Annotated in this window: 22 protein-coding genes; 12 read left to right on the top strand and 10 right to left on the bottom strand. The window is 73.1% G+C overall.

What is annotated here, in order from left to right; all coding sequences use genetic code 11:
* The first annotated feature begins 44 nt into the window (after positions 1-44).
* From SCNRRL3882_RS34770 to mug, 3 genes are all read left to right on the top strand, one after another.
* On the top strand, positions 45-824 hold the full coding sequence (locus tag SCNRRL3882_RS34770) for an SGNH/GDSL hydrolase family protein (RefSeq protein WP_010041142.1): 780 nt from the start codon (positions 45-47) through the stop codon (positions 822-824).
* Between the two features lie 110 nt (positions 825-934).
* The gene (purB, locus tag SCNRRL3882_RS34765; RefSeq protein WP_010041144.1) at positions 935-2,377 is read left to right on the top strand and encodes an adenylosuccinate lyase; all 1,443 of its coding nucleotides are present in this window, start codon (positions 935-937) and stop codon (positions 2,375-2,377) included.
* Positions 2,378-2,390: 13 nt separating this feature from the next.
* The gene (gene mug / locus SCNRRL3882_RS34760; RefSeq protein ID WP_010041146.1) at positions 2,391-2,936 is read left to right on the top strand and encodes a G/U mismatch-specific DNA glycosylase; all 546 of its coding nucleotides are present in this window, start codon (positions 2,391-2,393) and stop codon (positions 2,934-2,936) included.
* Between the two features lie 4 nt (positions 2,937-2,940).
* On the opposite strand, the gene SCNRRL3882_RS34755 is transcribed toward mug, so the two are convergent.
* The 3 genes from SCNRRL3882_RS34755 to SCNRRL3882_RS34745 all read right to left on the bottom strand — a co-directional run bounded on the left by SCNRRL3882_RS34755 (position 2,941) and on the right by SCNRRL3882_RS34745 (position 5,090).
* On the bottom strand, positions 2,941-3,372 hold the full coding sequence (locus SCNRRL3882_RS34755; RefSeq protein ID WP_010041148.1) for a hypothetical protein: 432 nt from the start codon (positions 3,370-3,372) through the stop codon (positions 2,941-2,943).
* 66 nt (positions 3,373-3,438) lie between these two features.
* Positions 3,439-4,164, bottom strand: a complete 726-nt coding sequence (locus SCNRRL3882_RS34750; protein ID WP_010041150.1) for an ABC transporter permease — start codon at positions 4,162-4,164, stop codon at positions 3,439-3,441.
* A 2-nt stretch (positions 4,165-4,166) separates the two neighbouring features.
* Entirely contained in the window at positions 4,167-5,090 is a 924-nt protein-coding gene (locus SCNRRL3882_RS34745) for an ABC transporter ATP-binding protein (RefSeq protein ID WP_010041152.1), read from the bottom strand.
* A gap of 108 nt (positions 5,091-5,198) precedes the next feature.
* On the opposite strand from SCNRRL3882_RS34745, the gene SCNRRL3882_RS34740 reads away from it, so the two are divergent.
* The 3 genes from SCNRRL3882_RS34740 (at position 5,199) to SCNRRL3882_RS34730 (ending at position 8,291) form a co-directional block, all read left to right on the top strand.
* Entirely contained in the window at positions 5,199-6,368 is a 1,170-nt protein-coding gene (locus tag SCNRRL3882_RS34740) for a sensor histidine kinase (RefSeq protein WP_010041154.1), read from the top strand.
* A 14-nt stretch (positions 6,369-6,382) separates the two neighbouring features.
* Positions 6,383-7,045 (top strand): response regulator transcription factor, encoded by a 663-nt coding sequence (locus tag SCNRRL3882_RS34735; protein ID WP_010041156.1) that lies wholly within the window; start codon positions 6,383-6,385, stop codon positions 7,043-7,045.
* A gap of 88 nt (positions 7,046-7,133) precedes the next feature.
* Positions 7,134-8,291, top strand: coding sequence for an ROK family transcriptional regulator (locus SCNRRL3882_RS34730; RefSeq protein ID WP_010041158.1), 1,158 nt, complete (start codon positions 7,134-7,136; stop codon positions 8,289-8,291).
* 113 nt (positions 8,292-8,404) lie between these two features.
* On the opposite strand, the gene SCNRRL3882_RS34725 is transcribed toward SCNRRL3882_RS34730, so the two are convergent.
* Both SCNRRL3882_RS34725 and SCNRRL3882_RS34720 read right to left on the bottom strand, forming a co-directional pair.
* A complete protein-coding gene (locus SCNRRL3882_RS34725) occupies positions 8,405-9,166 on the bottom strand; it encodes a GntR family transcriptional regulator (RefSeq protein ID WP_010041161.1) in 762 nt (253 codons plus the stop codon).
* Between the two features lie 171 nt (positions 9,167-9,337).
* Positions 9,338-10,222: an RNA polymerase sigma-70 factor gene (locus SCNRRL3882_RS34720; RefSeq protein WP_010041163.1), complete on the bottom strand. Its 885-nt coding sequence runs from the start codon at positions 10,220-10,222 to the stop codon at positions 9,338-9,340.
* Between the two features lie 162 nt (positions 10,223-10,384).
* On the opposite strand from SCNRRL3882_RS34720, the gene SCNRRL3882_RS34715 reads away from it, so the two are divergent.
* The 4 genes from SCNRRL3882_RS34715 to SCNRRL3882_RS34700 all read left to right on the top strand — a co-directional run bounded on the left by SCNRRL3882_RS34715 (position 10,385) and on the right by SCNRRL3882_RS34700 (position 15,810).
* On the top strand, positions 10,385-11,215 hold the full coding sequence (locus SCNRRL3882_RS34715) for an alpha/beta fold hydrolase (RefSeq protein WP_010041165.1): 831 nt from the start codon (positions 10,385-10,387) through the stop codon (positions 11,213-11,215).
* A gap of 87 nt (positions 11,216-11,302) precedes the next feature.
* Entirely contained in the window at positions 11,303-12,736 is a 1,434-nt protein-coding gene (locus SCNRRL3882_RS34710) for a PLP-dependent aminotransferase family protein (RefSeq protein ID WP_010041169.1), read from the top strand.
* 135 nt (positions 12,737-12,871) lie between these two features.
* Complete coding sequence (locus SCNRRL3882_RS34705) at positions 12,872-14,446, top strand: alkaline phosphatase D family protein (RefSeq protein ID WP_010041171.1); 1,575 nt, start codon at positions 12,872-12,874, stop codon at positions 14,444-14,446.
* 110 nt (positions 14,447-14,556) lie between these two features.
* Positions 14,557-15,810: a GNAT family N-acetyltransferase gene (locus SCNRRL3882_RS34700; RefSeq protein ID WP_029181259.1), complete on the top strand. Its 1,254-nt coding sequence runs from the start codon at positions 14,557-14,559 to the stop codon at positions 15,808-15,810.
* Between the two features lie 9 nt (positions 15,811-15,819).
* On the opposite strand, the gene SCNRRL3882_RS34695 is transcribed toward SCNRRL3882_RS34700, so the two are convergent.
* The gene (locus SCNRRL3882_RS34695) at positions 15,820-17,031 is read right to left on the bottom strand and encodes a trans-sulfuration enzyme family protein (RefSeq protein ID WP_040903352.1); all 1,212 of its coding nucleotides are present in this window, start codon (positions 17,029-17,031) and stop codon (positions 15,820-15,822) included.
* Positions 17,032-17,090: 59 nt separating this feature from the next.
* Between SCNRRL3882_RS34695 and SCNRRL3882_RS34690 the strand changes: the two genes are divergently transcribed.
* Both SCNRRL3882_RS34690 and SCNRRL3882_RS34685 read left to right on the top strand, forming a co-directional pair.
* Complete coding sequence (locus SCNRRL3882_RS34690; protein WP_010041175.1) at positions 17,091-17,582, top strand: Lrp/AsnC family transcriptional regulator; 492 nt, start codon at positions 17,091-17,093, stop codon at positions 17,580-17,582.
* Between the two features lie 32 nt (positions 17,583-17,614).
* Complete coding sequence (locus SCNRRL3882_RS34685) at positions 17,615-19,306, top strand: DUF885 domain-containing protein (protein ID WP_010041178.1); 1,692 nt, start codon at positions 17,615-17,617, stop codon at positions 19,304-19,306.
* Between the two features lie 19 nt (positions 19,307-19,325).
* On the opposite strand, the gene SCNRRL3882_RS34680 is transcribed toward SCNRRL3882_RS34685, so the two are convergent.
* The 4 genes from SCNRRL3882_RS34680 to SCNRRL3882_RS34665 all read right to left on the bottom strand — a co-directional run bounded on the left by SCNRRL3882_RS34680 (position 19,326) and on the right by SCNRRL3882_RS34665 (position 25,025).
* Positions 19,326-20,171, bottom strand: a complete 846-nt coding sequence (locus SCNRRL3882_RS34680; RefSeq protein ID WP_029181260.1) for an SDR family oxidoreductase — start codon at positions 20,169-20,171, stop codon at positions 19,326-19,328.
* Positions 20,172-20,291: 120 nt separating this feature from the next.
* Positions 20,292-20,810, bottom strand: a complete 519-nt coding sequence (locus SCNRRL3882_RS34675; RefSeq protein WP_010041186.1) for an immunity 21 family protein — start codon at positions 20,808-20,810, stop codon at positions 20,292-20,294.
* A 58-nt stretch (positions 20,811-20,868) separates the two neighbouring features.
* Positions 20,869-23,865 carry an AAA family ATPase gene (locus tag SCNRRL3882_RS34670; protein WP_010041188.1) on the bottom strand — a complete coding sequence of 999 codons (2,997 nt, stop codon included), beginning with the start codon at positions 23,863-23,865 and terminating at the stop codon, positions 20,869-20,871.
* The gene (locus SCNRRL3882_RS34665) at positions 23,862-25,025 is read right to left on the bottom strand and encodes an exonuclease SbcCD subunit D (RefSeq protein WP_010041190.1); all 1,164 of its coding nucleotides are present in this window, start codon (positions 25,023-25,025) and stop codon (positions 23,862-23,864) included. The genes SCNRRL3882_RS34670 and SCNRRL3882_RS34665 overlap by 4 nt, the downstream gene beginning before the upstream one ends.
* Between the last annotated feature and the right edge of the window lie 97 nt (positions 25,026-25,122).

Below are 25,122 nucleotides of genomic sequence, written 5' to 3'. Positions count from 1 at the left end.
TGACCGACTGCTGGGTATGTGCACGGGATACTATTTCTGCCGCCATGGACACGAACCCCACCTACAGCAGCCTCGTCGCGGTCGGCGACTCCTTCACCGAGGGCATGTCGGACCTGTTGCCCGACGGCACCTACCGGGGCTGGGCCGATCTCCTCGCCGCGCGGATGGCGGCCCGCACGCCCGGCTTCCGCTACGCCAACCTCGCCGTGCGCGGCAAGCTGATCCGGCAGATCGTCGACGAGCAGGTGGACGTGGCGGCGGCCATGCAGGCCGACGTCGTCACCCTGGTCGGCGGGCTCAACGACACGCTGCGGCCGAAGTGCGACATGGGCCGGGTGCGCGGACTCCTGGAGGAGGCCGTGGAGCGACTGGCCCCTTCGTGCAAGCAGCTCGTGCTGATGCGCAGCCCGGCCCGCCGGGGCCCGGTCCTGGAGCGGTTCCGGCCGCGCATGGAGGACCTGTTCACCTGCGTCGACGAGCTCGCCGCACGGCACGGCGCGAGCGTCGTCGACCTGTACGACGCGCCCTCGCTCGCCGACCCGCGGCTGTGGGACGTGGACCGGCTGCACCTGACGGGCGAAGGCCACCGCCGGGTCGCGGAGGCGGTGTGGCAGGCGCTCGGCTACGAGCCCGAGGACACCGAGTGGCGCACCCCGATGCCGACGACGCTGCCGCCCGGCTGGGTCATGCGGCGTGCGGCGGACCTGCGGTTCGCGCGGCAGCACCTGCTGCCCTGGATCGGCCGCCGCCTGACGGGCCGCTCCTCGGGCGACGGCCTGCCGCCGAAGCGGCCCGAGCTGCTGCCGTACGAGGACCTGGCGTAGGCGGTTCCCGGGACCGTGGTCAGGGGTATGGCCTCGAGAACCCTCTCGTAGGTTCCGACAAAGACACCCGCGGCGCTGGCCTGCACGAATCGCCAGTAGAATCCGTCCACGTGACTTCCGCTCCCGCCAAGCCCCGCATCCCGAACGTCCTCGCCGGACGCTACGCCTCCGCCGAACTCGCCACGCTCTGGTCGCCCGAGCAGAAGGTGAAGCTGGAGCGGCAGCTCTGGCTCGCCGTGCTGCGGGCCCAGAAGGACCTCGGGATCGAGGTGCCGGACGCGGCGCTCGCCGACTACGAGCGTGTGCTCGACACCGTCGACCTGGCCTCCATCGCCGAGCGCGAGAAGGTCACGCGGCACGACGTGAAGGCGCGGATCGAGGAGTTCAACGCCCTCGCCGGGCACGAGCACGTGCACAAGGGCATGACCTCCCGAGACCTGACCGAGAATGTCGAGCAGCTCCAGATCCGCCTTTCGCTGGAGCTGATGCGCGACCGCACGGTGGCCGTCCTGGCCCGCCTGGGCAAGCTGGCCGGCGAGTACGGCGAGCTGGTCATGGCCGGCCGCTCGCACAACGTCGCCGCGCAGGCCACCACCCTCGGCAAGCGCTTCGCGACCGCCACCGACGAGCTGCTCGTCGCCTACGGCCGGATCGAGGAGCTGCTGGGCCGCTACCCGCTGCGCGGCATCAAGGGCCCGGTCGGCACCGCTCAGGACATGCTGGACCTGCTGGGCGGGGACGCCGCGAAGCTCGCGGAGCTGGAGCAGCGGATCGCCACGCACCTGGGCTTCTCACAGGCGTTCACCTCGGTCGGCCAGGTCTACCCGCGCTCGCTGGACTACGAGGTCGTCACCGCGCTGGTGCAGCTGGCGGCCGCGCCGTCGTCGCTGGCGAAGACGATCCGGCTGATGGCCGGGCACGAGCTGGTCACGGAGGGCTTCAAGCCCGGCCAGGTGGGCTCCTCGGCGATGCCGCACAAGATGAACACCCGCTCCTGCGAGCGCGTCAACGGCCTGATGGTGATCCTGCGCGGCTACGCCTCGATGACCGGCGAGCTGGCGGGCGACCAGTGGAACGAGGGCGATGTGTCCTGCTCGGTGGTGCGCCGGGTCGCGCTGCCGGACGCCTTCTTCGCGCTGGACGGCCTGCTGGAGACGTTCCTCACGGTGCTCGACGAGTTCGGCGCGTTCCCCGCGGTCGTGGCCCGGGAGCTGGACCGGTACCTGCCGTTCCTCGCCACCACCAAGGTGCTGATGGGTGCCGTGCGCGCGGGCGTGGGCCGGGAGCTCGCGCACGAGGCGATCAAGGAGAACGCCGTCGCCTCGGCGCTCGCGATGCGCGAGCAGGGCGCCGAGCGCAACGAGTTGCTGGACAAGCTGGCCGCCGACGAGCGCATTCCGCTCGACCGCGCCGAGCTGGACGCGCTGATGGCCGACAAGCTGTCGTTCACGGGCGCCGCGGGCGACCAGGTCGCCGTCGTCGTCGCCCGGGTCGAGGAGATCGTGAAGCAGCACCCCCAGGCCGCGGGTTACACGCCCGGCGCGATCCTCTGACCCGCCGCACACGATGCCCCGTTTCACGCCCGAGGAGCTTCAGGCCGCCCGCGACCGTGTCGTGCCGGACGTGGTCGCGGACGGTCTGCGGGTGCTGTTCTGCGGCATAAATCCCGGTCTGATGACGGCCGCGACGGGCCATCACTTCGCCCGCCCGGGCAACCGCTTCTGGCCGGTGCTGCACCGCTCCGGGTTCACGCCGCGGCTGCTGAGGCCGTCCGAGCAGCAGGAGTTGCTGTCGTACGGGCTCGGCATCACGAATGTCGTGGCGCGGCCGACCGCTCGGGCCGACGAGCTGAGCTCCGAGGAGTACCGGGAGGGCGGGCGGCTGCTCGCGCTGAAGGTGGGGCGGCTGCGGCCGCGCTGGCTGGCCGTGGTCGGCGTGACCGCGTACCGCGTCGCGTTCGACGACCGGAAGGCCCGGGTCGGGCCGCAATCCCGGATGATCGGGGACACGCGGGTGTGGGTGCTGCCCAATCCGAGCGGGCTGAACGCGCACTGGACGGCCGGGACCATGGCCGAGGAGTTCGCACGGCTGCGGGAAGCCGCCGAGAGCTGATCGCTCACGGCGGGTCCGCCTCCGTGACCAGGGCCAGCAGCCGCACCTCGCGCGACGTGTCGCGGTCGGTGACCGCCACGGCGACCCAGCGGCCGGTGCCCTCCACCTCCCACAGGTACGCGACGCTCGCGCACTCGCTCAACTCGGCCCACGGCCGGGGTATCTCCTCCCGCTCGGTGCGCAGCAGGACGGTCTGCAGGTTGTAGGGGGGCGTGTCGCCCCAGCGGGAGGCGAGGAGTTCGTAGACGGCGTCCCGGTCCTTCTCGTACTGGTCGATCGTCACCGCCCGGAGCGCCGGGTCGTCGTCGCCCGCGGCCTCTAACACCGCGGTGTGCTGACCGGGTCCGGAAACGCCGACGTCCGACGGGCCGTGCTCCGCCGGAAAGGGGCGGTAGCACAGCTCGTCGATGAGGGCGATGTGCTGTGCGATGTTCATGCGTCCAGTAAACCGGGCCCCACTGACACTTGGCGGGGCGTCAACCCCGTTCCCGCCGGTCCGCGGTCAGGCGTCCCGGCGGCGCAGGCGCCACGCTCCCGCCAGCAGGGCGGCCGCCGCCCAGAGCGCGGTCACCGCGAGCCCCGACCACGGCCCTGGGGTGCCGTCGTAGGTCTGCCTCAGGACCAGCTGTCCCGCCTTGTCGGGCAGGAAGTCGGCGACCGTGCCCGTCGCGTCGCCGATCACGAACGACACGACGAGGATGAACGGGATCAGCAGGGACAGCGTGGCCACGCCGCTGCGCAGCAGGGCGGCGAGTCCGGCGGCGAAGAGGGCCATCAGCATGAGGTAGACACCGCAGCCCACCACGCCGCGCACCTGCTCGCCGGTGCCGAGCCCGTCGGCGGCCGGGCCGAGCCCCGCCCGTGCCACGAGGAGGGCCGCGAGGGCGGTCACCAGTCCCACGAGCAGAGCCGGTACGGCGATGACGGCCGCCTTGGCCGCGAACCACCGGCCACGCCGCGGAACCGCGGCCAGCGAGAGCCGGAGCGCGCCCGGCTGGAACTCCGACGACACGGCCATGGCGCCGAAGGAGACCGCCGCGATCTGCCCCGGCACGACACCGGACAGGGCCGTGAACAGCGGGTCGAATCCGGGATCCGACGTCTCGGAGACACCGGCGATCGCGGAGAACGCCGTGGTCGCGGCGAACAGGGCCAGGAGGGCTCCGGGAAGCGAGCGGAGCGTACGGATCTTCAGCCACTCGGAGCGGAGGACAGGGGTGAGTTCCATGGTCAGGCCTCCTGCGGCTGCTGTGCGGTGAACTCGGTCTCGGCCGACGTGAGGTCGAAGTACGCCTGCTCCAAGGTGCCCTCCTCCGCTGCGAGTTCGAGCACCGGCACACCCGCGGCCGAGACGATGCGGCCGATGTCGTCCACGCGCGCGTGGTGCACGGTCCAGTGCCCGTCCACGTGTTCCACGGCCTCGTGGCCGCGCGGAGCGAGAGCGCTCTTGAGGGCGGCGGGGTCGGTCGTACGGATGCGTACGCGGGGCTGCACGCGGGTGTGGATGAAGTCCCGCATCGGGGTGTCCGCCAGCAGCCGGCCCCGGCCGAGGACGACGAGGTGGTCCGCGAAGGACGCGGTTTCGTTCATCAGATGGCTGGAGACCAGGACCGTGCGGCCCTCCTCCGCGAGCCGGCGCAGCAACTGCCGGATCCACACGATGCCTTCGGGGTCGAGTCCGTTGGACGGCTCGTCCAGCATGACCACCTCGGGGTCGCCCAGCAGGGCGGCGGCGATGCCGAGGCGCTGGCGCATGCCCAGGGAGTACGTCCGCACCCGGCGCCGGGCCACCGACGCCAGGCCGGTCTCCTCCAGCACCTCGTCGACCCGCCGGTCCGGGATGCGGTTGCTGGTCGCCAGGACGCGGAGGTGGTCGCGGGCGCTGCGGGAGCCGTGCGCGGCCTGCGCGTCGAGCAGGGCGCCCACGTGGCGCAGGGGCTCGCGCAGCGTCGGGTAGGCGCGGCCACCGAGGGTGGCGGAGCCGGCGGTCGGCCGGTCGAGGCCGAGGACCAGCCGCATGGTGGTGGACTTCCCGGCGCCGTTGGGGCCGAGGAAGCCGGTGACGCGGCCGGGCAGGACGCGGAAGGTGAGGCCGTCCACGGCTCGTTTGCCGCCGTACTCCTTGGTGAGGTCCTGGACTTCGATGCTGGTCATGGCAGCAGCGTGGCCGATGGTCCGGGGTGCGGGCCTCCCCCGGCGGTGGAGATCGTCTCCCCCGTGCGGGGGAGGTTCGTTGTCAGTGGTGGCTGGCACGATGACGCAATGGTCCGCATGCTGCGCCCGCTCGCACGGGCGGTGACGTACAAACGGTGGCTGCACATCGTGGTGGCCATCGTGTGGCCGTCGCTGTGGCTCTTCATCCAGGAGGCGTGGTGGACCCAGGTCACCGCCGCCGTGCTGCTCGGACTCGCCGGTCTCGTGCCCATCACGCGGGTCGTGGAAGGGTTTCAGGCCAGACTGCTGCTGACCGACCACCGACAGGACGGTGAGAGCGCGGACATCGTGACCACCCCGTCGGTCACGTGGACCGATCGCGGGCGGACGGTGGTGTGGCTGGAGGCGCGGCTGTGCCTCGGCTGGATCGTGTCCCATCTCTCCGTCCAGTTGCCCCTCCTCGCGATCGACTTGCTGACGACGGGGCTCGGTCACGGGCCCGCCGCTGACGGGTTCGTGACCGTCGAGGAGAACCGCTGGTGGCACGCCGTGCTCGCACCCGTGCCGTTGCTGCTGCTCCCCGTGGTCGTGGTGTGGTCGGGCCACTTCGTCACCGCACTGGCCCACCGACTCCTCGGGCCGTCGCACGCCGAGCGGATGGCGGCGCTGGAGGAACGCACCGACCAACTGCTGGAACGCACCCGGATCGCCCGCGAGTTGCACGACTCCATCGGGCACGCGCTCACGGTCGCCGTCGTGCAGGCCGGGGCGGCCCGGGCGGCCGGTGACGCGGAGTTCACGGCCCGGGCGCTGACCGCCATCGAGGAGACCGGCCGGGCCGCCCTGGAGGACCTGGAGCGGGTGCTCGGCATCCTCCGCGAGTCGGAGAAGCCGGTGAGCAGCAGACCGACCCTCGCGGACGCCGACCGCCTGCTCGAGTCCGCGCGTGCTTCGGGGGCGAAGGTCGACGCCGAGGTGACCGGGCCCGTGGACACCGTGCCCGGTCCCGTGTCCCGAGAGGGCTACCGGATCCTCCAGGAGTCGCTGACCAACGTGCTGCGGCACGCGGGGGCGGTCCCCGTACGCGTGCGCGTGCACGTCGCCGATGGCTCTCTCGTCCTCGCGATACGCAATCCGTGCCCGGCCGGGACACCAGGCCCCGGACGCGGCAGCGGCCTGCGCGGCATACGCGAGCGCGCCGCCCTGCTCGGCGGCCGGGCCCGGACCGGCCCCGACGAGGGCGAGTGGCAGGTCCATGCCGAGCTGCCTCTGAGTTGATCTACGCTGGTCCGATGCCGATCACCGTGCTCCTCGTCGACGACGAACCCCTCGTACGCGCGGGTCTGCGGGCCGTGCTGGAGGCACAGCCCGACATCGAGGTGGTCGGGGAGGCCGCGGACGGGGCGGCGGTGATCCCGCTCGTGCGGCAGCTGCGGCCCGACGTGGTCGCCATGGACGTACGGATGCCGCTGCTGGACGGGATCGAGGCCACCCGGGCGCTGCTGCGGACGGTCGACGAGCCGCCGCGGATCCTCGTGGTGACGACGTTCGAGAACGACGAGTACGTGTACGAGGCGCTGCGGGCCGGTGCCGACGGGTTCCTGCTCAAGCGGGCCCGGCCGGCCGAGATCGTGCACGCGGTGCGGCTGATCGCCGAGGGCGAGTCGCTGCTCTTCCCCGCCTCGGTGCGGCAACTGGCCGCCGAGTACGGCGACGGCGGCGGGAACCGGGCCGCACGGGCGGCGATGGAGCGGGCCCAGCTGACCGAGCGGGAGGGCGAGGTGCTGCGGCTGATGGCGCGGGGCCTGTCGAACGCGGAGATCGCCGCCCGGCTGGTCGTGGGCACCGAGACGGTGAAGTCGCATGTGAGCGCCGTACTGGCGAAGCTGGGAGCGAGGGACCGCACGCAGGCGGTGATCGCGGCGTACGAGTCCGGGTTCGTGGCGCCGGGCTGATCGGCGAGGGCCGCTGCCTGCCCCTCGCCGGGGTGCGCCGCGCCGAGTACGATCCGGCCAACACGCGCACGAGCTGGGAGGACGGACGGTGGGGCGGCTGACCGGCGGGGATCCCTCGCTGCTGCGCAGGATCAACTCCGCGGTGGTGCTGCACGCGCTGCGTGCCACGGACTGCGCGACGCTGACCGAGATCACCCGGGTGACGGGGCTGTCCCGGCCGACCGTCGAGGGCGTCGTCGAGGGGCTCATCGAGGCCGGTCTCGTCGTCGAGAAGGCGGCCGAGGAGGGTGCCGCGCGGCGGCAGGGGCGGCCGGCGCGGCGGTTCCGGTTCCGGGCGGAGGCCGGGCATCTGCTGGGGCTGGAGATCGGCGCGCACCGGGTGGCCGCGCTGCTGGCCGACCTGGACGGCCGGGTGATCGGCTCCCAGGCCAAGGACGTGCCCGAGACGGCGGGGGCCGACGAGCGGCTGGAGCGGCTGCGGGGGGCCGTCGCCGAACTGCTGCGCCGGGCCGGTGTCGCACGCGGCTCGCTGCGGGCCGTGGGCGTGGCGACGCCCGGGATCGTCGAGGCGGACGGCACGGTACGGCTGGGCACCGCGCTGCCCGGGTGGACGGGGCTGCGGCTGGGCGAGCGGCTGAGCAGGTCGTTCAAGTGCCCGGTCCTGGTCGAGAACGACGCCAACGCGGCGGCCGTCGCCGAGCACTGGAAGGGCGCGGCCACCGAGTCGGACGACGTGGTGTTCGTGCTGGCGGGGCTCAGCCCGGGCGCCGGTTCGCTGATCGGGGGGCGGCTGCACCGGGGCTACGGCGGGGCGGCCGGCGAGATCGGCGCGCTGCATCTCCTCGGCCGGGAGGTGACGCCGGAGACGTTGCTGTCCACCACGGACGAACCGCTGCACCCGCTCGACGAACAGGCCGTCGCCGAGGTCTTCGCGCAGGCCCGCGAGGGCGACCAGCGGGCCCGCGCGGCCGTCGACCGCTTCCTTCAGCGCCTGGTCCACGACGTGGCGGCGCTGATCCTCGCCCTCGACCCGGAACTGGTCGTCATCGGCGGCTGGGCAGCGGGCCTGGACGGCGTCCTGGACCCCCTCCGCCGAGAACTGGCCCGCTACTGCCTGCGCCCCCCGCAGGTGACCCTGTCCCGCCTGGGGGACGCGGCAGTGGCGACGGGCGCCCTGCGTCTCGCCCTGGATCACGTCGAGGAGCAGCTCTTCAGCGTGGAGGGCACGACCACACCACGCCGCTGAGCCAACACCCTCGAGGGGCGCGGAGCTGTGCCGACATGCGGCTCCGCCGCGTGGGCGCGCTCAGCCACAACGCACCCGCAGCCCTCACTCACCGCACCCCTGCGGCGTCGGGCTCAGGAAGCCTGCCGCTGCGGCCCGGCGTGGATCTCCACACCCCCCGCATCCCCGAAGGTCAACCGACACGTGTCAGCGCGATACGTCGCGACGGACAACGCCGCCACACGTCCCGCGACCACGAACCGCGTCGTCACCACCAGCACGGGCGCCCCGGGCAACCGGTCCAGCTCCTTCGCGTCGTCGGCCCCCGCGGAGCCGAGTTCCACCGCGTTCTCCTGCCGGTCCAGCTGCAGCCGCTGGAGCTCGCGCAGCACCGCACGCGCGCGTGCCGACCCGGACGGTGCGTCGATGCCGGTGAGGTCGGGCACCGAGGACCGCGGAATGTACAGCAGCTCGGCGGCCACCGGCCGGCCGTGCGAGACGCGGGAGCGGCGCACGATGTGCACGGGTTCGTCGCGGCCGGTCTCCAGCGCGTCGGCGACCGCCGGGGGCGGCACGGCCGCCGTGCAGTCGACGGGCTGCCAGGCGTCCTCGGGGCCGCCCGGCCAGGTGTGCGGACCGGTGCCGAGGGAGACGCCCACGCGGGGCGGCGCGACGGTCGTACCGACACCGCGGCGGCGCTGGAGCCTGCCCTCCAGTTCGAGCTGCTCCAGGGCCTGGCGGAGCGTGGCGCGGGCGACGCCGAAGCGGGCCGCGAGGTCGCGCTCGTTGGGCAGGATCTCCCCCACGGAGAACTCCGAGTCGAGCGCTTCACTGAGCACGGTCTTGAGATGCCAGTACTTCGGTTCCGGCACCGATTCCAGCTGCGTGGTCCCCACCCTGTCCTCCGCGATCGCCGTGGTCGGCGGCTATTCAGCGCCCTTGTTTTTTAAAGGTTGTTTCACTTCTCTGCGACCATAGGTCGGCCCTGATCCTTGGTCAAGACCAATGGCCGGGAACGTTCACGGGACGTTCGTGCGAGGCCCCTGCGGGGCTCCTGGTGCGCTCTCCTAGACAGTGGCCAGCGAGCGCAACTTGTCGGGGTTGCGGACGATGTAGACCGCCTGGACGCGGCCGTCGGCGACATCGAGCTGGAAGACGGAGTCGAGCTTGTCGCCGGACAGGAACAGCACGGCCGGGCCGCCGTTGAGCTCCTGGAAACGCACGGAGACGTCGGGGAGGCCCTTCTGCGCGGCGCCGACGAGGAAGCGGGCCACCTTGTCCGCCGTCCGGAGAACCCGCAGCGGCGCCCGCGACTTTCCGCCACTGTCGCCGACGAGCCGGACGTCCGGGGCGAGCAGCGCCATCAGCCCCTCGAGGTCGCCGTCCGCCGCGGCGGCGAGGAACCGTTCGGTGAGGTCGCGCCGCTGGGCGGGGTCGACCTCGTAGCGCGGCCGCCGCTCCTCGACGTGCTTGCGTGCCCGCCCGGCCAGCTGGCGCACCGCCGCTTCGCCGCGGTCGAGCATGGCGGCGATGTCGGCGTACGGGAAGCCGAAGGCCTCGCGCAGCACGAACACCGCCCGCTCCAGCGGCGACAGCGACTCCAGCACGACGAGGACGGCGAGGGAGACGGAGTCCGCGAGCACGGCCCGCTCGGCGGTGTCCGGCACGGTGTCGCCGAAGTCGGTGACGTACGGCTCGGGCAGCCAGGGGCCGACGTAGGTCTCCCCGCGGGCCTTGATCTGGCGCAGCCGGTCGATGGCGAGGCGGGTGGTGATCCGTACGAGGTAGCCGCGCGGTTCGCGCACGTCGCCGCGGTCGTTGCCCGACCAGCGCAGCCAGGCCTCCTGGACCACGTCCTCCGCGTCGGCGACGCGGCCCAGCATGCGGTAGGCGACGCCCAGCAGGACGGGGCGGTGTGCTTCGAAGACGTCGGTCGCGGTCTCGGTGGTCACGGGCTCCATCCCAACTCACCGGTGCGGTCCTGTCCAGGCGAATCCATCCCTCGCGGACAGCCGTGGCCGGGAAAGTGGCGGCACCTCGGGGCTACCCGTCGGTAGCAATTGCTGACAAGCTGTCTACGGCGTCCGTCAGCGAGTACAGCCGAGGAGCACCGCATGTCCGCCACCGTCTCCTTCGAAGTCGCCTCCGCACACGGCGAGCGGAACGTGACCCTGTCCTACACGCGTCAGGGCAGCGGCGAACCGTTGCTCCTGCTGCACGGCATCGGCCACCACCGGCAGGTGTGGGACCCGGTGATACCCGCCCTGGCCGCCGAGCGGGACGTGATCGCCGTGGACCTGCCCGGGTGCGGCGAGTCACCAGCCCTGCCGGAGGGCATGGCGCACGACCTGCCCACCATGAACACCGTCCTCGCGGCGCTGTTCGGGGCGCTGGAGATCGAACGGCCGCACGTGGCGGGCAACTCGCTGGGCGGCCTGCTGGCCCTGGACCTGGCCCGGGCGCAGCTCGTCCGCTCCGTCACCGCCCTGTCCCCCGCCGGGTTCTGGAACGAGGCCGAGCGCCGCTACGCCTTCACGGTGCTGATGACGATGCGGCAGATAGCCCAGCGGATGCCGCTGCCGGTCGTCGAACGGCTGGCTCGGCCGGCTCTCGGCCGCACACTGCTGACGAGCACCATCTACGCCCGCCCGGGCCGTCGTTCGCCCGAGGCCGTGGTCGCCGAGACGCTCGCGCTGGCCCGCGCCAAAGGGTTCTCCGAGACCCTCCGCTCCGGCAGGACCGTGCAGTTCACCGACGACATCGTGGGCACGCCGGTCACTGTGGCGTGGGGCAACCGGGACCGGCTGCTGATCCCCCGCCAGGGCGTGCGCGCCAAGAGCGTCATCCCCCGCGCCCGGCTGGTACGGCTGCCCGGCTGCGGCCACGTCCCGATGAACGACGACCCGGCGCTGGTCGCCCGGGTCGTCCTCGACGGCAGCCGCTGAGGACCGGACGACCAGCCCGTCGGGCGTGGCAACAGGACGTCCCCCTCGTGGCGGGAAGCCCGCCAGCGGATCCGGCAGACTGACCGCATGAACCGCAACGAGTCCGCGTCGCCCGCCTGGGAGTTGCTGCTCCCGGCCGCTTCGGCACCGGCACGCACGCGTGGCCGTTCTCTTCAGGCCGCGCTGCGCGAGGCGGTCCGCTCGGGCCGGCTCGCGCCGGGCACGCGGCTGCCGTCGAGCCGGGACCTCGCGGCGGACCTGGGAGTGTCGCGCGGGCTGATCACGGAGGCGTACGAGCAGCTGACCGCGGAGGGCTACCTGCGCAGCGGCCGGGGCGCCGGGACGTGGGTCGGCTCGGCCGTACGGGCCGCCCGGGCGCGGGCGCACGACCTCGCTCCGCGCTCCCCCGGTGCCCGGGCGGACTTCGTGCCCGGGACGCCGGACCTGTCGCTGTTCCCGCGCACGGCGTGGGCCGCCGCGCAGCGCGGTGTGCTGGCGGAACTGCCGCACCAGGAGCTGGGGTACCCCGATCCGCGCGGGCTGCCCCGGCTGCGTACCGCGCTGGCCGGACTGCTCGCCCGGCGGCGCGGTGTGGTGGCCGACCCGGAGCGGATCGTGGTGGTCTCCGGAGTGGCCCAGGCGACGACGCTGCTGGGCTTCGCGCTGCACGCGCGCGGGGTGCGCACGGTGGGTGTGGAGGACCCGGGCAGTCCCCAGCACGACGCGCTGTACGCCTCGGCCGGGGTCACCGCCGTGCCGCTGCCCGTGGACGGCGAGGGAATCGCCCTGGAGCCGCTGCGGGCGTCGGGCGTACGGGCCGTGGTGACGACGCCGTCCCACCAGTTCCCCACCGGCATCGCCTACTCGGCCCGCCGTCGCGCCGAACTGCTGGACTGGGCGCGGTCCGTGGACGGCATCGTCCTGGAGGACGACTACGACGGCGACTTCCGCTACGACCGCGCTCCCGTCGGCGCGCTCCAGGGCCTCGACCCGGACCGCGTCGCCTACACGGGCTCGGTCAGCAAGTCCCTCGCGCCGGGGCTGCGGCTGGGCTGGCTGCTGGTGCCCGAGTCCTGGGCGGAGGAGATCGTCGAACGCAAGCGCACCATGGACCTCGGCCACCCGGCCCTGGACCAGGCGCTCTTCGCCCGCTTCCTGGAACGCGGCGACTACGACCGCCAGTTGCGCCGCTGCCAGCGCGCCTACCGCGAGCGCCGTGACGCCCTGACCGCCGCCCTCGACGAGCACTTCCCCGGCTCCCGGGTCTCGGGCATCGCCGCGGGCCTGCACGTGATCGCCACGCTGCCGGAGTGCTACGGCCCCGAGGGCCGTTTCCTCACCCGCGTCACGGCGGCCGGGGTGGCGGTACGCCCCCTTTCGGCCTACACACACCCGCGTCCCGCGCGGGAGGAGGAGGCCGACGGGCCGAAGCGGATACGGCTCGTGCTGGGCTACGCGCACGTGCCGCCCGCCCGGATCCACGAGGGCATACGCCTCATGGCGGAGGCGGCCACGGCGTGACCCCCGGCGGAGCGGGTTCCGCCGGTTCCGCTCCACCCGCGGTCAGTTGTTCACTTGGGGTTCGTGTGTGCGCTGCGGCGTGCCAGTAGTTGTTGCTGTGCACACTGGCCGGATCCCGTCCCTGGAGGCGCATCCATGTCACACCGTCCGCTCCCCGCGCGCCGTAGCGTCCTGCGCGGCTCCCTCGCCGCGTCGGCGGCCCTCACCCTGCCCACCGCTCTCGGCGAGGCTCCGGCCTTCGCGCTGTCGGGGCGTCCGAAGGCGGGGTGGGGCGTGCAGGCCGGAGACGTGACCCGCGACTCCGGGCTGGTGTGGGTGCGATCCGACCGGCCCGCCCGGATGGTCGTCGAGACGTCGGCGACCGAGTCGTTCCGCAACCCGCGCAGATGGCACGGCCCGCTGCTGGGCCCGGGTACCGACTTCACCGGCACGACCCGGCTGCACGGCCTGCCGTCCGGCGAGCAGATCCACTACCGGGTGCTGCTCGCCGACCCGGACGACCCGCGCCGCACCGGCGAGCCGGTCACCGGCACCTTCCGCACGGCGTCCGACAAGCGCCGTGACGGCGTACGGTTCGTCTGGTCCGGCGACCTGGCCGGGCAGGGCTGGGGCATCAACCCGGAGCTCGGCGGCTACCGGATCTACCAGGCGATGGCCGCCCTCGACCCGGACTTCTTCATCTGCAGCGGCGACAACATCTACGCCGACGGCCCCCTCACCGAGACCGTGGCCCTGCCCGACGGGCGCACCTGGCGGAACATCACCACCGAGGAGAAGGCGAAGGTCGCCGAGACCCTGGCGGAGTTCCGCGGCAACTTCCGGTACAACCTGCTGGACGAGAACCTGCGTGCCTTCAACGCCCAGGTCCCGTCCATCATCCAGTGGGACGACCACGAGGTCACCAACAACTGGTACCCGGGCGAGATCCTCGGCGACACCCGGTACACCGAGAAGAACGTCGACGTGCTCGCCGCCCGCGCCCGGCGTGCCTTCTCGGAGTACTTCCCGATCTCCACGCTGCGCCGCCCCGACGGCCGCGTCTACCGCGTGCAGCACCACGGCCCGCTGCTGGACGTCTTCGTGCTGGACATGCGCACCTACCGCAACGCCAACTCGCCGGACGACCAGCCCACGGACCCGCAGGGCATCCTCGGCCGCGAGCAACTGGAGTGGCTCAAGCGCGAGCTGTCCCGCTCCCGCGCGGTGTGGAAGGTGATCGCCTCCGACATGCCGATCGGCCTGGTCGTCCCGGACACCGGCGACGGCAAGCCGAACATCGAGGCCGTCGCCCAGGGCGACCCCGGCGCCCCGCTGGGCCGTGAGCTCCAGATCGCGGAGCTGCTGCGTTTCATCAAGCACCGCCGGATCACCGGCACGGTGTGGCTCACCGCCGACGTCCACTACACCTCGGCGCAGCACTACCAGCCGTCGCGGGCCGCCTTCACCGACTTCGAGCCGTTCTGGGAGTTCGTGTCGGGCCCGCTGAACGCCGGCGCCTTCCCCGCGAACACGCTCGACGGCACCTTCGGTCCCGACCGTGTGTTCCTGAAGGCGCCGACGACCGCCAACGTCTCCCCCGCCGGCGGCTACCAGTTCTTCGGCGAGGTGGACATCGACGGCGGCAGCGGCGAGCTGACGGTACGTCTGCGCGAGCAGGACGGAACCGTGCTGTTCACGAAGGTGCTCCAGCCGGGCCTGGTCGGCCAGTGAGGTACAGTGCGCAACGTTTGAAGGGTCGATAAAGAGGGCAAGCCGTCCCTTTTACCCGCCAGTCACAATGCGTTCGTGATCACGCAACACCGTTCGGTCACAGTGGGTGCATGACGCGAAAAGTGACTGATGTGACGCACCTGAACGACTGCCGCCCCGCCAACGCGTGGCAGCGGGTCACGGCGGCGGTCCACACCTGGCGAACACGACGCCACGAACACGCGCCGCCGGCGGGCGATACCGGGTCCCCGGCACCGGAGCCGGTGCCGGGGGCGAACACGCTGTGGCGGATGCGGACCACGGTGAAGGACGAACCGGGATCGCTGGCGGCCCTGTGCACGGCCCTCGCCGAGCACCGGGTCGACATCCTCAGCCTCCAGACGCATCCGCTGGCCGAGGGCACGGTGGACGAGTTCCTGCTGCGCGCCCCGGGCGAACTGCCGGCCGCCGGGATCGCCACGGCGGTGCGGACGGCCGGCGGCACCGACACCTGGATCGAGCGGGCCGACGCCCACGACCTGGTGGACGCGCCGACCCGGGTCCTCGGACTCGCCGCCCGGACCGCTCTGGACGCCGCGGAACTGCCCCTCGCGCTGCGCCAGTTGCTGGGCCGGTGCACGATCCGGTCCCGTCCCGCACCGGTCGGCGGCGACCGGGCGCCCGCCGGTGTCCCGGTGGAGGGAGCACTCGACGACACGGTGATGCGCCTGCGCGCCCCGGAGGGCGGAGTGATCACCGTGGAGCGGCCGTATCTGCCCTTCACCCCGACCGAGTTCGCCCGGGCCCGGGCCCTGGTGGAACTGGACGCCCGGCTCGGGCCGCGCGTCCCGCGCGGCCGGGACGTGCTCACCCTGGCCGAGGGCAGTGACATCACCGTGCGCCGGGCCGACACCCGTGATCTGGAGGCGGCCAGGGCGATGCACGAGCGGTGCTCGGACCGCACCCTCAAGCTGCGCTACCACGGGCCGGTCGGTGACGCCGACCGCTATCTCAGCCACCTGCTCAGTCCGCGCTACGGCCGGACCCTCGCCGTGCAGACGGCCTCCGGGCGGCTCGTCGGGCTAGGGCATCTGCTGTGGGACGGGGACGAGACGGAGGTCGCGTTGATCGTCGAGGATGCGTGGCAGCGGCGGGGTATCGGCGGGGAGTTGCTGGGGCGGCTGGTGGCGATGGCCGCGGAGGCGGGTTGCCGGAGTGTGTATGCCGTGACGCAGACGTCCAATACGGGGATGGTCGCGGCGATGCGGGGGCTGGGCCTCCCCCTCGACTATCAGGTCGAGGAGGGGACCCTGGTGATCACCGCGCGGCTGGGTGAGACCGTTTCGACGGGTGCGGGTGAGGTGGGGAGCACCTCGGCGCCGTAGGAGCCGTGATCAGACGGTGGCTGCGGGTTCGTCGTGGCTTGTCGCGCAGTTCCCCGCGCCCCTGAAGCTCAGCGCCTGGTCGAGATCGGACCACAGGTCCTCTATGTCCTCCAAGCCCACCGACATGCGTAGCAGACGGTCGCTCACCCCCGCCCCCCGGCGGTCGTCGGCGTCCACGATGCGGTGGCTGATGGACGCCGGGTGCTGGATCAGGGTGTCCACGCTGCCGAGGCTCACCGCCGGGGTGATGAGGCGGACACCGGCGATGACCTCGTGGGGGTCGCCGTGAATCTCGAAGGAGACCATCGCGCCGCCGATGCGCGGGTAGTGCACGCGGGCCACCCGCGGGTCGGCGGCGAGGCGGTGGGCGAGTTCGGCGGCGTTGGCGGAGGCGGCCCGTACCCGGACCGGGAGGGTGGACAGCCCGCGCAGCAGCAGATAGCCGGCGAGCGGATGCAGGACGCCGCCGGTGGCGAAGCGGACCTGCCGCAGTCGTCCCGCGAGCTCCTCGTCGCAGGCGACCACGCCCGCCAGGACGTCCCCGTGCCCGCCGAGGTACTTGGTGGCGCTGTGCAGCACCAGCCGTGCGCCCTGTTCGGCGGGCCGCTGGAGCACCGGTGTGGCGAACGTGTTGTCCACGAGCAGCGGCACCGAGCCGCAGGCGTGCGCGACGGCCCGGAGGTCGACCTCGGCCAGCGTGGGGTTGGCCGGGGACTCCACGATCACCAGGCCGGTGTCCGGGCGCAGTGATTCCGCGATTCCCGCCGGGTCGGTCCAGGTCACCTCCGAACCCAGCAGCCCGGCGGTCAGCAGATGGTCGCTGCATCCGTAGAGGGGACGTACGGCCACCACGTGCCGCAGCCCCATGGAGGCGCGGACGAGCAGGACGGCGCTCAGGGCGGCCATGCCGCTGGCGAACGCGACCGCCGCCTCGGTGCCCTCCAGTCGGGCCAGTGCGGTCTCGAAACGGGCGACGGTCGGGTTGCCCAGCCGCCCGTAGACGGGCGGGCCGTCCGGGTCCGCGCCGGTGGCGGCGAACGCGTCGATCCGGGCCGCCTCGCCACGGCTGTCGTAGGACGGGTAGGTGGTGGACAGGTCGATCGGCGGGGCGTGCAGCCCCTGCCGGGCGAGGTCGTCCCGCCCGGCGTGGACGGCCTCGGTGGCGAGTGCTCTCGGTGCGGTGCGTACGTCGTCGTGGGCGCCCATGCTCGCTGTGTCCATGACGACAGGGTGAACACCGGCCGGGCTCAGGGGTGGAAATCCCGTGTTACGTTCGGCCGATGGCCGAATCTGTCGTACTGGACCCGGTGGATCTCCACCTGCTGCGGTTGCTGCAGAACGACGCCCGGACGACGTACCGGGATCTCGCCGCGCAGGTCGGGGTGGCGCCGTCGACCTGTCTGGACCGGGTGACCCGGCTGCGCCGTTCGGGCGTGATCCTCGGGCACCGGCTGGAGCTGGATCCGGCCAAGCTGGGGCGAGGACTGGAGGCTCTGCTGTCGGTGCAGGTCAGGCCGCACCGGCGGGAACTGGTGGGGCCGTTCGTGGAGCGGATCCGCGCCCTTCCGGAGTCACGGACGGTCTTCCACCTGACCGGACCGGACGACTACCTCGTCCATGTCGCGGTCGCCGACATGTCGGACCTTCAGCGGCTCGTGCTGGACGAGTTCACCTCGCGGCGCGAGGTGGCGCGGGTGGAGACCCGGCTGATCTTCCAGCAGTGGGAGTGCGGGCCGCTGCTGCCGCCTTCGCCCTCGGCTCAATCCGGATGACGTGCGCTGTTCCGCGTACCAGGATGGTCCGCATGTCTGAGATCAAGAGCCCGCTGCCCCGTGAGGTCGCCGACGCGTACGTCGACGAGCTCATCGCCCTCGACCCGATCACCGGCACGTTCCTCGGCGTGCGGGAGAGTTCGAGCAGGCTGCCCGACACCTCGCCCGCGGGCCAGGAGGCGCTCGCCGAGCTGGCGCGCCGGACACTGGCCCGGCTGGACGAGGCGGAGCGGCAGCCCGGCGCGGACAGTGACGTCGAGCGCCGCTGCGGGCGACTGCTGCGCGAGCGGCTCATCGCGGAACTCGCCGTGCACGAGGCCGACGAGAGCCTGCGGTCCGTCAGCAATCTGAGCTCCCTCCCGCACGCGGTGCGGCAGGTGTTCACCGTGACGCCGGCGCAGTCGGAGGAGGACTGGACGGCGATCGCCGAGCGGCTGAATGCGGTCCCCGCCGCGCTGGAGGGGTACCGGGAGTCCCTGGCGCTCGGCCTGGAGCGGAAGCTGTACGGCGGGCCGCGTGCCACGGCCACGTTCGTGGAGCAGCTCGGCGAGTGGGCGGACGCCGACGGCGAGGGCCGTGGCTGGTTCGATACCTTCGCGGCCGCCGGCCCCGAGGCGCTGCGTTCCGAGCTGGACACAGCGGCCCGCTCGGCCACCGAGGCGGTCGTACGGCTGCGCGACTGGATGCGGGACGTGTACGCACCGGCGATCGAGGGCGCGCCGGACGTGGTGGGCCGGGAGCGGTACGCGCGCTGGGTGCGCTACTACAACGGCACGGACCTCGACCTGGACGAGGCGTACGCGTACGGCTGGTCCGAGTACCACCGCCTCCTCGGAGAGATGAAGGCGGAGGCCGAGAAGATCCTTCCCGGTGCCGCCACGCCGTGGGTGGCGCTGGCGCACCTGGACGAGCACGGCACGCGCATCGAGGGCGTCGACGAGGTCCGCGACTGGCTGCAGTCCCTGATGGACGAGGCGATGGACGCGCTCGACGGCACCCACTTCGACCTGGCCGAGCGGGTGCGCCGGGTGGAGTCGCGCATCGCTCCTCCGGGGAGTGCCGCGGCCCCGTACTACACGCCGCCGTCGGACGACTTCACCCGCCCGGGCTGCACCTGGCTGCCGACCATGGGCGAGACCAGCTTCCCCGTTTACGACCTGGTGTCGACCTGGTACCACGAGGGTGTGCCGGGCCACCATCTCCAGCTGGCCCAGTGGAAGCACGTGGCGGAGGACCTCTCGCGCTACCAGGCGAGTGTCGGCATGGTGAGCGCCAACGCCGAGGGCTGGGCCCTGTACGCCGAGCGGCTGATGGACGAACTGGGCTTCCTGACGGACCCGGAGCGCCGGCTCGGTTACCTGGACGCGCAGATGATGCGCGCCGTGCGCGTCATCATCGACATCGGCATGCACCTGGAGCTGACGATCCCGGACGACTCCCCCTTCCACCCGGGCGAGCGCTGGACGCCCGAGCTGGCGCAGGAGTTCTTCGGCTCGCACAGCAGCCGGCCCGCGGACTTCGTGGAGAGCGAGCTGACCCGCTACCTGTCCATGCCGGGCCAGGCCATCGGTTACAAGCTCGGCGAGCGGGCCTGGCTGCTGGGCCGCGAGAAGGCCCGCGCCCGCCGTGGTGACACCTTCGACCCGAAGGCCTGGCACATGGCGGCGCTTTCGCAGGGGTCCCTGGGTCTGGACGACCTGGTCGACGAACTCTCCGTGCTGTAGATCAGGCCCCCGAGGGAGTTCAGCGGCGAAAGCCCCCCTCGGAGTCGATGACCTGCCCGGTGACCCACTCAGCCTCGTCCGTGGCGAGCCAAGCGATGAGGCGGGCCGGGTCGTCGGGCATACCCCACCGCCCGGCGGGGAAGCGCTCCGCGACGGCCTCGTAGTCCTCGCCGGTCATGTAGTCCGTGTCGACAGGGCCCGGGTTGACGGTGTTCACGGTGACCGCGTGGTCGGCGAGCGCCGTCGCAAGGGAGCGGGTGACGGAGGCGAGGGCACCCTTCTGGAGAGCGTAGGCGAGCTCCCCTGGCATGCCGCCCGCGATGTCCTGGCCGGAGGTCATCATCATCACGCGTCCGCCCGGGCTGCGCGGCGGCAGGGCGGACCGCAGCCGCGCATAGGCCTGGATCAGCAGGATCACGGAGCGGGTGTCGACCACCCAGTGCCGGTCCAGCATCGCCGTGTCGATCTCGTCCAGGGAGCCGTCGAACCCGTTCTGCGCGTGGTTGGCGACGAGGATGTCGAGCCGCCCGCCGAGCGCCTCGGCGGCCCTGCCGACGAGTTCACCGGCCACGGCGGGATCGCCCAGATCACCGGGCCCGGCGACGACCCGTCCCTCCGGGTCCCCGAGCGCCTCCCGCACGGACGCGACAACGTCCTCGGGACGATCGGCGCCCCAGGGCTGGCCGGCGTCGTGCGGCACATGGTGATGCAGATAGACACTGGCTCCGTAGGCGGCAAGACGCCGGGCAACGGCATGCCCGATGCCCCCACGCCGACTGGCCCCGGTCACCAGGGCAGTACGCCCCCGCAGGGGCAGAGGGTCACGGCGCAGTTCTTCGGGACTGGGATGAGGAAAACGAGGCACACGATCATCGTGGCCGGACCTGATGACCGACGCACGCGAATATCGCCCCTCCAGGGGCGCGGGGAACCGCGCGACCAGCCACAGCCAACCCGCACACGCCGAACAGCGAAGACCCCACGGTCACCTAGGCGCCAGCAACCGCAACTGAACCAAGCCCAGCCACGTTTCAGGCCCCGGCTGCACCCGAGCCGCCCGAACCGCGTAGCGCCCCGGCTCCAGAACCACCCGAACCCGCTCGCTCCCCGAAGGCTGCGCCCCGGGCCACGCAGCATCAAAGAGCAGCACGGCCCCGGGCACGTCCCAGAGAACCTCCGGCTCCCACTCCGCCGTGTCGACAGCCAGCGGCACGCTCGCCAGCAACTCGTCCTCGGAATTCCCCGCGCACCACCGGACGAACATCCCCTGGTCGGGCAGATACGCCGTCGAGGCCGGCTCGTCCCCCAGAACCAGCGCCGTGCAGTCGCCGACCGGCAGCAGCCCGACGTGCCCGTCCACCTCACAGGCCCGGTCGTAGTCCGACGCCGTCTCCTCGCCGTCGGCCCCCGCCCAGAACGGCAGAACCGTCTCCGGCACCGCTATCAACGGCCCGCCGCCCGACTCCACCCATTCCACGACGCCCGGCTCCGCGTATCGCACCATGGCGCAAGAACCTACAGGGTCAACTCCCCGCAAAGTTTCGGGGGTCAGTGGGTCGGCCTCAGCCCACGCCGCGCTGCCGCAGCACCGAGCCGGACCTGCCCTTGACGACCTCCAGTTGGGCGTGGATCCGCCGCCGCAGGTCGGGGACGTGGCTGACGATGCCGACGCTGCGGTCGCGTTCGCGCAGGGAGTCGAGGACGTCGAGGACCTCGTCGAGGGTCTGGTCGTCGAGACTGCCGAAGCCCTCGTCGATGAAGAGGGTGTCGAGGCGCACCCCGCCCGCCTCGTCCGTGACGACGTCCGCGAGGCCGAGGGCGAGGGCGAGCGAGGCGAAGAACGTCTCGCCGCCCGACAGCGTCGCCGTGTCCCGCTCGCGGCCGGTCCAGGCGTCGACGACGTGCAGTCCGAGTCCGCTGCGGCCGCGTCCGGTGCGGTCGTCGGAGTGGACGAGGGTGTAGCGGCCGGACGACATGCGCCGCAGCCGTACGGTCGCGGCGGCGGCGACCTGTTCCAGGCGGGCCGCGAGCACGTACGACTCCAGGCGCATCCGGCGTTCGTTGTCCGCCGAGGTGCCGGCGGTGAGACCGGCCATGCGGGCGACCCGGTCGTACTCCTCGCGCAGCGGAGCCAGCCGGCGGACGGAGGCGGTCGCCCGGGCGGAGAGCCGGTCGAGTTCGGCGCAGCGCCGGACGGCGGCGTCGTGTGCCGAGGCGGCCTCGCGCAGCCGGCGTGCCGCGGCGTCGGCGGCGAGCTGCGCCGACGTGAGGTCTGCGGGCTCCTGCTGGGCGGCGGCCGCGGTGTCGGCCTCGGCGAGGACGGCCCGTACGGCGGCCTCCTCGTGCTGCCAGGCGTCCAGGCGGCGTTGCAGTTCGCGGTGGGCGGTGTCGTCGAGGAGGGCGGCGGCCGCGTCCCGCGGGGTGTCGAAGCCGGCGCGGAAGGCGGCGTCGGCGAGGCGGGCGTCGGCGTCCTTGAGCCGCTGGGCGGTGTCCTCGGCGGCGCGGGCGGCGTCGGCGGCGTCCGTGAGCAGCGCGGCCCGGCGCTCCAGTTCTGCGGCCCGGGCGGCGACGCTGTCCAAGGCGCCCCTCGCCCGGTTCAGCTCCTCCTCCAGGGCGGCGCGTTCGCTCTCCAGCCGTTCCCGGTGGCCGACCCGGGCGGCGCTGCGCACGGCGGCCTCCTGCCGGGCGGCGACGCGCCGCTCGTGCTCGTGCCCGGCCTGCCGCAGCCGCTCCTGCGCGGTGTGCAGCTCGGCGGCGCCCCGGCGGGCCTGCTCGTACTGCTCCTCCAACTCATCGGCTTCGCGGGTCAGTTGCCCGGTGGGGGTGTCACCGGCCTCGGCGGTGGCGGCGGCAAGGGCCTCCCGGACGACGCCGAGGTTCCGCTCGTTCTCGGCGCGCTGTTCGTCGGCGTGCTGGTAGGCGGCCAGGGCTTGTTCTTCGGCTTCGCGGTCGACGTGCCCGGCGACCTTGCGGGCGGGGGCGGGGTGTTCGGTGGCACCGCAGACGGCGCAGGGCTCGCCGTCGGTGAGGTTCGCGGCCAGTTCGGCGGCGATGCCGGTCAGGCGCTGTTCCTTGAGGTCGAGCCAGTGCCGCTTGGCGCGCAGCGCCTCCTCCTGCGCGGTGCGGACCTGCTCGACGGCCCGGTTCGTGTCCTCGGCGAGCTGGTCGCGCAGCCGGGCCGCCTTCAGCCGCTGCCGTGCGGGCTCGCGGCGTACGGCGAGCTGTTCGGCGAGGGCGGCTGCCCGCTGCGCGGCGTCGATGCGGGCCTGGAGAGCGGTGCGGGTCTCCTCCCAGCCGTCGAGCCAGGCCTCCGCCTCCTGAAGGACGTCGGTGTCGGCGCGCTCCTGGCGGTCCAGGCCGGCGCGTTCGTCGAGGAGTTCGGCCAGCCGCCGCTCGGCGCGGCGGGCCGAGTCCAGTCCGCCCAGTTCCTCGGCGGCCCGGCGGGCGGCTGCGGCGAGCCCGGCCGCGCCGGCGTCGGCGAAGGTCTCGGGCAGCAGGGCACGCGCGCGTGCCTCGGCGGCGGCCGCCCGCCGGTGTTCGGCCTCGGCGGTCTCCCGCAGGTCCAGGGCGGGCGCGACCGCCTCGGCCTTGCGGGCCCGTTCCATGAGCGCCTGCGCCTCCCGGTACGCCTCGGCGCCCTGCTCCAGACGCGCCGCCTTCTCGCGTGCGTCGGTGAACCGACGCTGCAGCCGGGCGAGTTCGCGTACGTCGTCCAGGGCGCGGCCTGCGGCGGCCTGCGCGGACTCGGCGGCGGCGAGCGTGCACTCGGCGACGGCGAGCTGTTCGCGGGCGGTGCTGCGGGCGACGGCGGCGGCGCCCAGCACGGCCTCGGCGAGTCCTGGTTCGCCGGGGGCCAGGTCCGGCAGCGGCATGGCGTCGCCCGCGGCCTGTTGCATGCGGTGGGCGTCGGCCAGCAGCGCGGCGTCCCCGTCGCGGACCTGGGCCTCGGTGGCGCGGCGGCGCTCGGCGAGGCGCTTCTCGACGTCGGCGAAGCGGCGGGTGTCGAACAGGCGGCCCAGCAGCTTGCCGCGGGCTTCGGCGTCGGCGCGCAGGAACCGTGCGAAGTCGCCCTGCGGCAACAGCACGACCTGGCAGAACTGCTCCCGGCTCATGCCGAGCAGCTGGGTGATCTCCTCGCCGATCTCCTGGTGGGAGCGGCTGAGGTCCTTCCAGGCCGAGGCCGTGGTGTCGTACTCGCGCAGCCAGGTCTGGGCCTTGTCGAGGGTTGTGCCGGTGCCGCGTTTCTTGGGGCGTTCCCAGGGCGGCTGCCGGGTGACCTCCAGGCGGCGTCCGGCCACGGTGAGTTCGAGGGTGACCTCCGTGCGGGTCCCCGGCGCGGCGTGGTCGCTGCGCAGGGTCGCACCCTGTCCGCCGCCCTGCCGGGCGCCCGGCACCGAGCCGTACAGGGCGTAGCAGACGGCGTCGAGGACGGAGGTCTTGCCCGCGCCGGTCGGCCCGTGGAGCAGGAACAGTCCGGCCGCCGACAGCTCGTCGAAGTCGACGCTCTGGGTGCCCCCGAAGGGACCGAAGGCGGTGACCGTCAGCCGGTGGAGCCTCACCGGGCCACCTCCCGTACGGTCTCGTCGGCCCGCACCGCGTCGAACGCCTCCCGCAGGACGCCCTGTTCGTGCGCGTCGGGTCCGGCGCCGCGCACGTGGGCGACGAAGTCCTCCGCGATCTGCTGGTCGCTGCGGCCGGCGAGGCGCCGGGCGTACGACACCGCGGGGTCGTCCGCGGCCCGGTCGGGGTCGAAGACGAGGCTGAGGGTGTGCGGGAAGCGCTCGGTGAGCCGGGCCATCGGGTCGGCCGGGCGGACCGGGTCGGTGAGCGTCGCCTCGACCCACGCCTCCTCGTGCCGCGCCAGCGCCGGGTCGGCGAGCAGGTCCTCCAGGGTGCCCCGGATCCGGGCCAGGGCGCGCGGCACCGGGCAGTCGAGGCGCTCGGCGTCGACGGAGCCGTCGGCGGCCAGGTCGACGAGCCACATGCTCTTGCGGTGCCCGGCCTCGGAGAAGGAATAGGGCAGCGGGGAGCCGGAGTAGCGGACGCGGTCGGTGAGGGTCTGGCAGCCGTGCAGATGCCCGAGCGCCACGTAGTCGACGCCGTCGAAGACGCCGGCGGGCACCGCGGCGACGCCGCCGACGGTGATGTCCCGTTCGCTGTCGCTGGGTTCGCCGCCGGTGACGAAGGCGTGCGCGAGGACGACGGAGCGCGTGCCGGGCGCACGCGTGGCGAGGTCGGCGCGGACCCGGTCCATGGCGGCGGCGAGCACGGCCTCGTGCCCTGCCTTCTCCACGCCGAACTCGTCCTTCACCAGAGCGGGTTCGAGGTAGGGCAGTCCGTAGAAGGCGACGTCCCCGTGGGCGTCGGCCAGCACCACCGGGGTGCCGGCCGCCGACGGTTCGGTCCGCAGGTGGATGCCGGCCCGCCCGATGAGGCCCGCGCCGACGCCCAGTCGGCGGGCCGAGTCGTGGTTCCCGGAGATCATCACGGTCGGCACGCCGAGGTCGGCGAGGCGGTGCAGGGCGTCGTCGAACAGCTCGACAGCGGCGAGCGGCGGCACGGCCCGGTCGTACACGTCTCCCGACACGACCACCGCGTCCACGGCCCGCTCGCGCACCGTCGTGACGAGGTGGCCGATGAACTCGGCCTGGGCGGTGAGCATGTTCACGCGGTGGAACGACCGGCCGAGGTGCCAGTCGGACGTGTGCAGCAGTCTCACGACGCCGCTCCGACCTGCATGTCTCCCCCTGCTACCGCTCCACGACCCGCACGAGCCGGCTCGGCTCGCTGTCAGCACCCACCACGCTAACCCGTGC

Origin of the sequence: Streptomyces chartreusis NRRL 3882, from assembly GCF_900236475.1 — a bacterium.
Taxonomy (GTDB): domain Bacteria; phylum Actinomycetota; class Actinomycetes; order Streptomycetales; family Streptomycetaceae; genus Streptomyces; species Streptomyces chartreusis_D.
This window is presented reverse-complemented; position numbering and strand designations above follow the sequence as displayed.